This window comes from Streptomyces lydicus (genome assembly GCF_000717345.1).
In the GTDB taxonomy this organism is placed as follows: Bacteria; Actinomycetota; Actinomycetes; order Streptomycetales; family Streptomycetaceae; genus Streptomyces; species Streptomyces lydicus.
The window spans coordinates 41,230-48,474 of the sequence record NZ_JNZA01000046.1 but is presented as its reverse complement, the minus strand read 5'-3'; the positions used below and the strand labels follow the sequence as shown (position 1 = coordinate 48,474).

At 72.3% G+C, this 7,245-nt stretch carries 5 protein-coding genes; 3 read left to right on the top strand and 2 right to left on the bottom strand.

The features are described 5' to 3' along the window. Positions 1 to 61: 61 nt before the first annotated feature. Positions 62 to 967 (bottom strand): zinc-binding dehydrogenase, encoded by a 906-nt coding sequence (locus tag OO62_RS32410; protein ID WP_033271246.1) that lies wholly within the window; start codon positions 965 to 967, stop codon positions 62 to 64. 145 nt (positions 968 to 1,112) lie between these two features. Next, positions 1,113 to 2,636, bottom strand: coding sequence for a CehA/McbA family metallohydrolase (locus tag OO62_RS32405; RefSeq protein WP_078617477.1), 1,524 nt, complete (start codon positions 2,634 to 2,636; stop codon positions 1,113 to 1,115). Positions 2,637 to 2,807: 171 nt separating this feature from the next. On the opposite strand from OO62_RS32405, the gene OO62_RS32400 reads away from it, so the two are divergent. The 3 genes from OO62_RS32400 to OO62_RS32390 all read left to right on the top strand — a co-directional run bounded on the left by OO62_RS32400 (position 2,808) and on the right by OO62_RS32390 (position 7,146). After that, positions 2,808 to 3,632: a TIGR03619 family F420-dependent LLM class oxidoreductase gene (locus OO62_RS32400; protein WP_033271244.1), complete on the top strand. Its 825-nt coding sequence runs from the start codon at positions 2,808 to 2,810 to the stop codon at positions 3,630 to 3,632. Positions 3,633 to 3,947: 315 nt separating this feature from the next. Beyond that, entirely contained in the window at positions 3,948 to 4,349 is a 402-nt protein-coding gene (locus OO62_RS32395) for a VOC family protein (protein WP_033271243.1), read from the top strand. 148 nt (positions 4,350 to 4,497) lie between these two features. After that, complete coding sequence (locus OO62_RS32390; RefSeq protein WP_033271242.1) at positions 4,498 to 7,146, top strand: bifunctional FO biosynthesis protein CofGH; 2,649 nt, start codon at positions 4,498 to 4,500, stop codon at positions 7,144 to 7,146. Positions 7,147 to 7,245: the final 99 nt, after the last annotated feature.

Below are 7,245 nucleotides of genomic sequence, written 5' to 3'. Positions count from 1 at the left end.
CCCCCACCCCCACCCGAGCGCCAGGGCCCCAAGCAGGCACCGGGCCCCCCAGCGCCCCGCCTCACCCCAGGGTCAGCACCGCCTTGCCGCGTATCTCTCGGTTGAGCAGGGCGGTGGCGGCCTTGCCGGCCTGCTCCCAGTCGGCCACCCGGTCCACGCTGGCCTCCAGGCGTCCCTCCGCGACGAGGCGGACGAGGTGGGCCAGATCGGCGCCCGTGTTGCCGCCCGCCTGGATGCCGATCAGCCGCAACCGCCCCAGGATCAGCTGGTACGGCTGGATCGGCGTCGGTTCACCGGATGTCGCGCCGATCGAGATGACCGTGCCCTCAGGGGCCGTCCGTCCGAGCAGCTCGCCGAGCAGTGAACCGCCGACGTTGTCCAGCACCACGTCCACCGGCTCGTCGAGACCGGCGGGATCGGTCAGGACACGGTCCGCACCGAGCTCGGCCAGGCCCGCACCGCGCGCCGGACTGCCGACGAACGCGTACACCTCGGCGCCCGCCTGGTGTGCCAGCTGGACCGCGAACCGCCCCACCCCACCGGAGGCGCCGGTGATCGCGACGCGCTGCCCCGGCCGTACGCCCGCCGTGCGCAGTGCGCGCAGTGCCGTCAGGCCCGCCACCGGCAGTGCCGCGGCCGCCGTGAAGTCCACCGCGTCGGGCAGCGCGGCGAGTTCATCGACGGGGACGGCCCGCAACTCGGCCCAGCCGGCGTTCCGGCCCCAGGTGATGACGCGGTCGCCGGGCTTGGGGCCGCGACCGTTGGCGGCGGCCCGCTCGACCACGCCGGCGGCGTCCCAGCCCGGGACCGTGCCCTCGGCGACGTCGTCGGACTTGGGCAGTTCGCCGTAGTTCAGTGATATCGCGCTGATCCTCACGAGAACTTCGTCGGGACCGGGCTCGGGGTCGGCGACGGTCCCGAGAGCGAGCCGTCCGGGTGCTGAGTGATCGACAACAAGGGCACGCATCGAAAGCCTCCTGAGGGCCTGCCGGCCTGACGGCCTGCTGGTCGGACGGTGCCGCGCGAGCGCGGCGTGAGTAGGTACCGGCGTAACCGGTGGCTCACTCCGGTTATTCCGTACGTCCGGACCGCCCCCGACGGCGCGGGCCGCCTCAGCTCCCCCAGGTCCCCAGAAAAACCGGGTTCGTCATGGCTGCCATGGGACCGGGGAGACCGGCCGTGGTCGCGGGGTGGCGGACTTCCGCGCGTATGTAGGCGGCGTAGGCCGGGGTGGTCTGCCAGCTGACCGTGCCCTCGCCGGACGGCGGGAGCGGCGCCGTGTACAGCCGTCCCTGGTCGGTGACGAAGGAGACCGTGCAGCCGGGGGTGCCGGTGACCTTGAGCCGGGCGGTGACCTGCGTCGTGTCAGGGACCGCCAGGCGCTCGCCGATCCCGGCGTGCTCGCCGCGCTCACCGGTGACGGAGAACGCCAGGTCGACCTTCGAGGACTCGGCGATCCAGACCCGGCCCGCCCGTATGCCGTCCTGCAGGGCGCGGCGGGAGAGATCGTCGGCGAGCACCACCGTCTGCGGCAGGCCGACGACGTCCGGATCGCGATGGGCGTCGCTGTGCCCGACCGCGGGCAGCCAGTCGCCGCGTCCGTGGGTGTGCGCCACGAGGGTGTTGTCCCACTCGGCGAGGGTGACCTCGTCATCGGGCGTGTAGGGGCCGTTCCAGACCTCCACCGCATCGGCGTCGTTGAGCCCGAACTTCCAGTTGCAGCCGATGCATGTGGCGTGCGGATGCGCCGGGATGACCAGGCCCCCGGCCCGCCGGATGGCGCGGGCGTACTTGCCGAAGGCGTTGTCGCGGGCCCGGTAGCGCCAGTCGATGAAGACGCCGGGGTCGGTGCCCATGGCGACCACGTGCCCGTTGCGGGTGGTGACCTCCTCGCCGGTCAGGATCAGCAGGTCGTCGCCCCACAGGCCCTCCCACGCGCGGTGCGAGGAGATGGTGTTGTGCTCGGAGGTGTTGAGGAAGTCCAGCCCGGCGGCCCGGGCCAGCGCCGCGATCTGGGCGGGTGTGCGCTTGCCGTCTGAGTGGACCGAGTGCAGATGACTGTCCCCGCGGTACCAGGCGCGTCCGCGGCCCCGGGCGCGCTCGGGCGGATGGACCGGGGCCGGTGTGCGTCCCCGGGGGCCGTACCGCAGGGTGATCGTGACGTCGTAGGACAGGCCCTGCGGCGCGACCGTGTACGGCCCGAGGGTGATGTGCCAGGTGCCGGCGTTGACGGGCCCGGGGAGGTAGCCGGGAGTGGCCTCGTCGGCGCGCAGGAAGAACTCCGTACGCGCCCCGCCCGACCAGCCGCGGAACCCTGCCCCGCCGAGGTCCGTGCCCCGCTCGTCGAAGATGCCGATGTCGCAGGCGTTCCCGGCCGTGCCTTCGGGGACCGCGGGTCTGTCGTAGCTGTAGGAGACGGCGATCTCCCGCACGCCGTGCGGGACGTCGACCGGCAGATAGACGAAGTCAGGTGCCCCCGGGGGCAGATGGCCGGTGACCCGGCGGGTCTGTTCGCCCGGTCCGCCGCCGGACTGCCCGGCCGTCGGCGCGGCGTCGGCGAAGCTCACACGTCCGAGCGTAAGCGCGCCCGTCGCGCCGGCAACCGCCGAAAGTTTCAGTACGTCCCGTCGCTCCATTTCCGCCCCCCGCGTGTGTGTCGAGCCGTCGGTGTCGCTGCGCGGCCGGCTCGTTGCGCCGCGTGAAAACTGTTGTACGCGGCTGTGACGCGGAGGGAAAGGGCTGTGGATAACCGTCGGTCGGTGAGGCAACATGCGGTCACCCACACGCCTGACGGAGGTGTCCACAGCATGCGGATCGCGACCACGATCTTCCTGACCGACGAGACCATCCGGCCGGACCGGCTGGCCCATGAGCTGGAACAGCGCGGATTCGCCGGCCTCTACCTCCCGGAACACACCCACATCCCCGCCAGCCGTGACACCCCCGCACCCATGGGCGAGCCGCTGCCCCGTGAATACGGCCGCACCCTCGACCCGTTCATCGCCCTGGGCCAGGCCGCCGCGGTCACCGAGCGGCTCGCCCTGGGCACCGGCATCACCCTCGTCGCCCAGCACGATCCCGTCGACCTCGCCAAGCAGGTCGCCACCCTCGATTTCCTCTCCGGCGGGCGCTTCACACTCGGCGTCGGCTACGGCTGGAACGTCGAGGAGGCCGCCGACCACGGGGTGGAGTGGTCGACCCGGCGCGAGCTGACCCGTGACCGGGTGGCCCTGATGCGCGCCCTCTGGGCCGACGAACCGACCGCGTACAAAGGGACATTCGGGTCCGTGCGGGCCTCCCTCGCCCATCCCAAACCGGTCAACGGCGCGCCCCGCATCCTGCTGGGCGGCTCGGCCGGCCCCAAGCTTTTCGGGCAGATCGCCGAGTACGCCGACGGCTGGCTGCCGATCGGCGGCCGAGGTCTGACGGAGACCGTCCCGGTGCTGCGGCAGGCGTGGGCGGACGCCGGGCGGGCGGGTGAGCCGGTGGTGGTGCCCTACGCGGTGGTCCCGTCGCCCGGGAAGCTGGCCCACTACCGCGAGCTGGGCCTGCGGGAAGTGGTGCTCCAGCTGCCGCCGGCCGGCGAGGCGGAGGTGCTGCGGACGCTGGACGATTTCGCCCAGTACCTGTGACGAGGGAACTGCCGGCGGTACCGGTGGCGCCGCGGCCCCGGGCCTGGCAATCGGTGGCGCCGCGGCTTCCGCACGCCCGAAATCGCGGGCCGGAACGCGGCGCGCCCTAGGTCCATCGGCGTAAGGCCGGCGCTCCCGGGTCGGTACCGCAGACGGATCCGCGGCCGGCCCCGCCGGACGTAGCGTCGAAGGTGAAGGACCCGCAGTTCGGAGTCCTCCGGAGATCGGTCAACGGCTCCCGGAGCGTCCGCGGCCCGGTGCGCTGTGCGAGCGCCCGTACCGCCCGCCCGGGGCCACCCAGATCAAGGAGATCCCATGCCCAGCCTCGATCACACGATCGTGCACAGCACCGACCGCTTCGCCTCCGCCCGCTTCCTGGCCGAGCTGCTCGACGCGCCCGAACCGAAGGCGTTCGGCCCGTTCGCCGCCCTCAAGCTCGACAACGGTGTGACGCTCGACTACGCCGAGCACGTCGCGGGCGGCCGGGAGTTCGTCCCCACGCACTATGCCTTCCTGGTGACGGAGGAGGAGTTCGACGCGATACTCGGCCGGATCAAGGCACGCGACCTCCCGTACTGGGCCGACCCGATGCACTCCAAGCCGCAGCAGTTCAACACCCACGACGGGGGGCGCGGTCTGTACGTGGACGACCCGGACGGCCACTACATGGAGTTCCTGACCCGCACGTACTCCGACGAGCTGCTTGCCGGCCTGTGACCGCGAGCGGGTGAGCATGCGCTGAGCCGCCGCCGGGGAATTGCCCCTTTCGGGGCCGGATGTAACCTCCGTCTGCCGTGATCAGTGGCACACCGGCCGGGTGTTCTCCGGCGGCGGCGCTGTCGGTGGACGCTCGTATGCTCGGAGGATGACTTCCAGCGCACAGGGACCTGACCAGGCATCCGACCGGGGGACCGGCCACGGGACGAGCGCTTCCTCCGCTTCGCAGGGCCGTCCTACGGAGAACGCGATGCGTCGTGCGCTCAAGCGGGCCCGCGACGGTGTGGCGCTGGACGTCGGCGAGGCCGCGGTGCTGCTCCAGGCCCGCGGCGACGACCTCAAGGACCTGTGCGCCTCCGCGGCCCGGGTGCGGGACGCGGGCCTGGAGGCCGCGGGCCGCCCCGGCGTCATCACGTACTCCAAGGGCGTCTTCATCCCCCTGACGCGCCTGTGCCGCGACAAGTGCCACTACTGCACCTTCGTCACCGTGCCCGGCAAACTGCGCCGTGACGGCCACGGGATGTTCATGTCGCCCGACGAGGTGCTGGACATCGCCCGCCGCGGCGCCGAAATGGGCTGCAAGGAAGCCCTGTTCACCTTGGGGGACAACCCCGAGGACCGCTGGCCCGAGGCCCGCGAGTGGCTGGAGGCGCACGGCTACGACGACACGATCTCCTACCTCCGCGCCATGGCCATCCGCGTCCTGGAGGAGACCGGGCTGCTGCCGCACCTCAATCCGGGGGTGATGTCCTGGACGGACTTCCAGCGGCTCAAGCCCGTGGCCCCGTCCCTGGGGATGATGCTGGAGACGACCGCCGAGCGCCTGTGGAGCGAGCCCGGTGGCCCGCACCACGGCTCGCCCGACAAGGAACCCGCCGTGCGGCTGCGCGTCCTGGAGGACGCCGGCCGTTCCAACGTGCCCTTCACCAGCGGGCTGCTGATCGGCATCGGCGAGACCTACGAGGAGCGTGCCGAGTCGCTCTTCGCGCTGCGCCGCATCCAGCGCGCGTACCACGGCATCCAAGAATTGATCATGCAGAACTTCCGCGCCAAGCCGGACACGGCGATGCGCGGAATGCCGGACGCCGAACTGGAGGAGCTGGCCGCGACGATCGCGGTCGCCCGGCACATCATGGGTCCCTCGACCCGGATCCAGGCGCCGCCCAACCTGGTCGACGGCGAATACGCGCTGATCGTCGACGCCGGCATCGACGACTGGGGCGGCGTGTCCCCGCTGACCCTCGACCACGTCAACCCCGAGCGGCCCTGGCCGCAGATCGACGAGCTGACCGAGCGGTGCGCCACCGCCGGCTTCGAGCTGCGCGAACGCCTCCCCATCTACCCGGAGTTCATCCAGCGCGGCGAACCCTGGCTCGACCCCCGGCTGCTGCCGCACGTCCGCGCCCTCGCCGACCCGGAGACGGGCCTGGCGATCGAGGACGCCCCCGTGGTGGGCCGGCCCTGGCAGGAGCCCGAGGACGGCTTCACCCTGAGCCCCTCCGGCCGTACGGACCTGCACCACACCATCGACACCGAAGGCCGCACCGCCGACCGCCGCGACGACTTCGACGAGGTCTACGGCGACTGGGAGGCGCTGCGCGAGGCCGCCGCCCCCGGGATGGCACCCGAGCGGATCGACGCCGACGTACGGCAGGCCCTGGCCCGGGCCGCCGACGACCCGACCCGGCTCACGGACGCCGAGGCGCTGGCGCTGCTGCACGCCGACGGGCCCGCCCTGGACGCCCTCTGCGGGATCGCCGACGATCTGCGGCGCGCCACGGTGGGCGACGACGTCACCTACATCGTCACCAGGAACATCAACTTCACCAACGTCTGCTACACCGGCTGCCGCTTCTGCGCCTTCGCCCAGCGCCGCACCGACGCCGACGCCTACACCCTGTCCCTCTCCCAGGTCGCCGACCGCGCCCAGCAGGCGTGGGACGTGGGCGCGGTGGAGGTCTGCATGCAGGGCGGCATCCACCCCGACCTGCCCGGCACGGCGTACTTCGACATCGCGCGCGCCGTCAAGGAACGCGTGCCCGGGATGCATGTGCACGCCTTCTCGCCCATGGAGGTCGTCAACGGCGCCACCCGCACCGGGCTGTCCATCCGCGAGTGGCTGACCGAGGCCAGGGCCGCCGGGCTCGACACCATCCCCGGCACGGCCGCGGAGATCCTCGACGACGAGGTCCGCTGGATCCTCACCAAGGGCAAACTGCCCACCGCCACCTGGGTCGAGGTCGTCAAAACCGCCCACGAGCTGGGCATCCGCTCGTCCTCGACGATGATGTACGGCCATGTCGACCAGCCGCGGCACTGGCTCGGCCACCTCCGTCTGCTGGCCGAGATCCAGCAGGAGACCGGCGGCTTCACCGAGTTCGTCACCCTCCCCTTCATCCACACCAACGCGCCCGTGTACTTGGCCGGCATCGCCCGCCCGGGCCCCACCACCCGCGACAACCGCGCGGTGACGGCGATGGCCCGGGTCCTGCTCCACCCGCACATCACCAACATCCAGACGAGCTGGGTCAAGCTCGGCACGGACGGGGCGGCGGAGATGCTCCGGTCGGGCGCCAACGACCTGGGCGGCACCCTGATGGAGGAGACCATCTCCCGTATGGCCGGCTCAGGTTACGGCTCCTACCGCTCCATCCAGGGCCTGATCGACATCGCGGAGCGCGCCGGGCGCCCGGCGCGCCCCCGCACGACGACCTACGGGCCGGTGTCCGGGGAACGCCAGGCCGCCGCCCTGGCCTCGGACGGGCATCTGCCGGAGCTGCTGCCGGTGGTGGAGTAGGGCAGCCGGCGCGGCAACGCGGCCGCCGCGCTGCGGCCGGCGAGGTTATCCACAGGCCCCCGTGCGCAACTCCGCCGAAAGCTAATCTGCGAGAGCAGG

Bases quoted from the DNA above. Each gene is read 5' to 3' on its own strand.
- OO62_RS32400 (WP_033271244.1), top strand. From the start codon at position 2,808: ATGCGGATCGCGACCACGATCTTCCTGACCGACGAGACCATCCGGCCG.
- OO62_RS32405 (WP_078617477.1), bottom strand. From the start codon at position 2,636: ATGGAGCGACGGGACGTACTGAAACTTTCGGCGGTTGCCGGCGCGACG.
- OO62_RS32390 (WP_033271242.1), top strand. From the start codon at position 4,498: ATGACTTCCAGCGCACAGGGACCTGACCAGGCATCCGACCGGGGGACC.
- OO62_RS32395 (WP_033271243.1), top strand. From the start codon at position 3,948: ATGCCCAGCCTCGATCACACGATCGTGCACAGCACCGACCGCTTCGCC.
- OO62_RS32410 (WP_033271246.1), bottom strand. From the start codon at position 967: ATGCGTGCCCTTGTTGTCGATCACTCAGCACCCGGACGGCTCGCTCTC.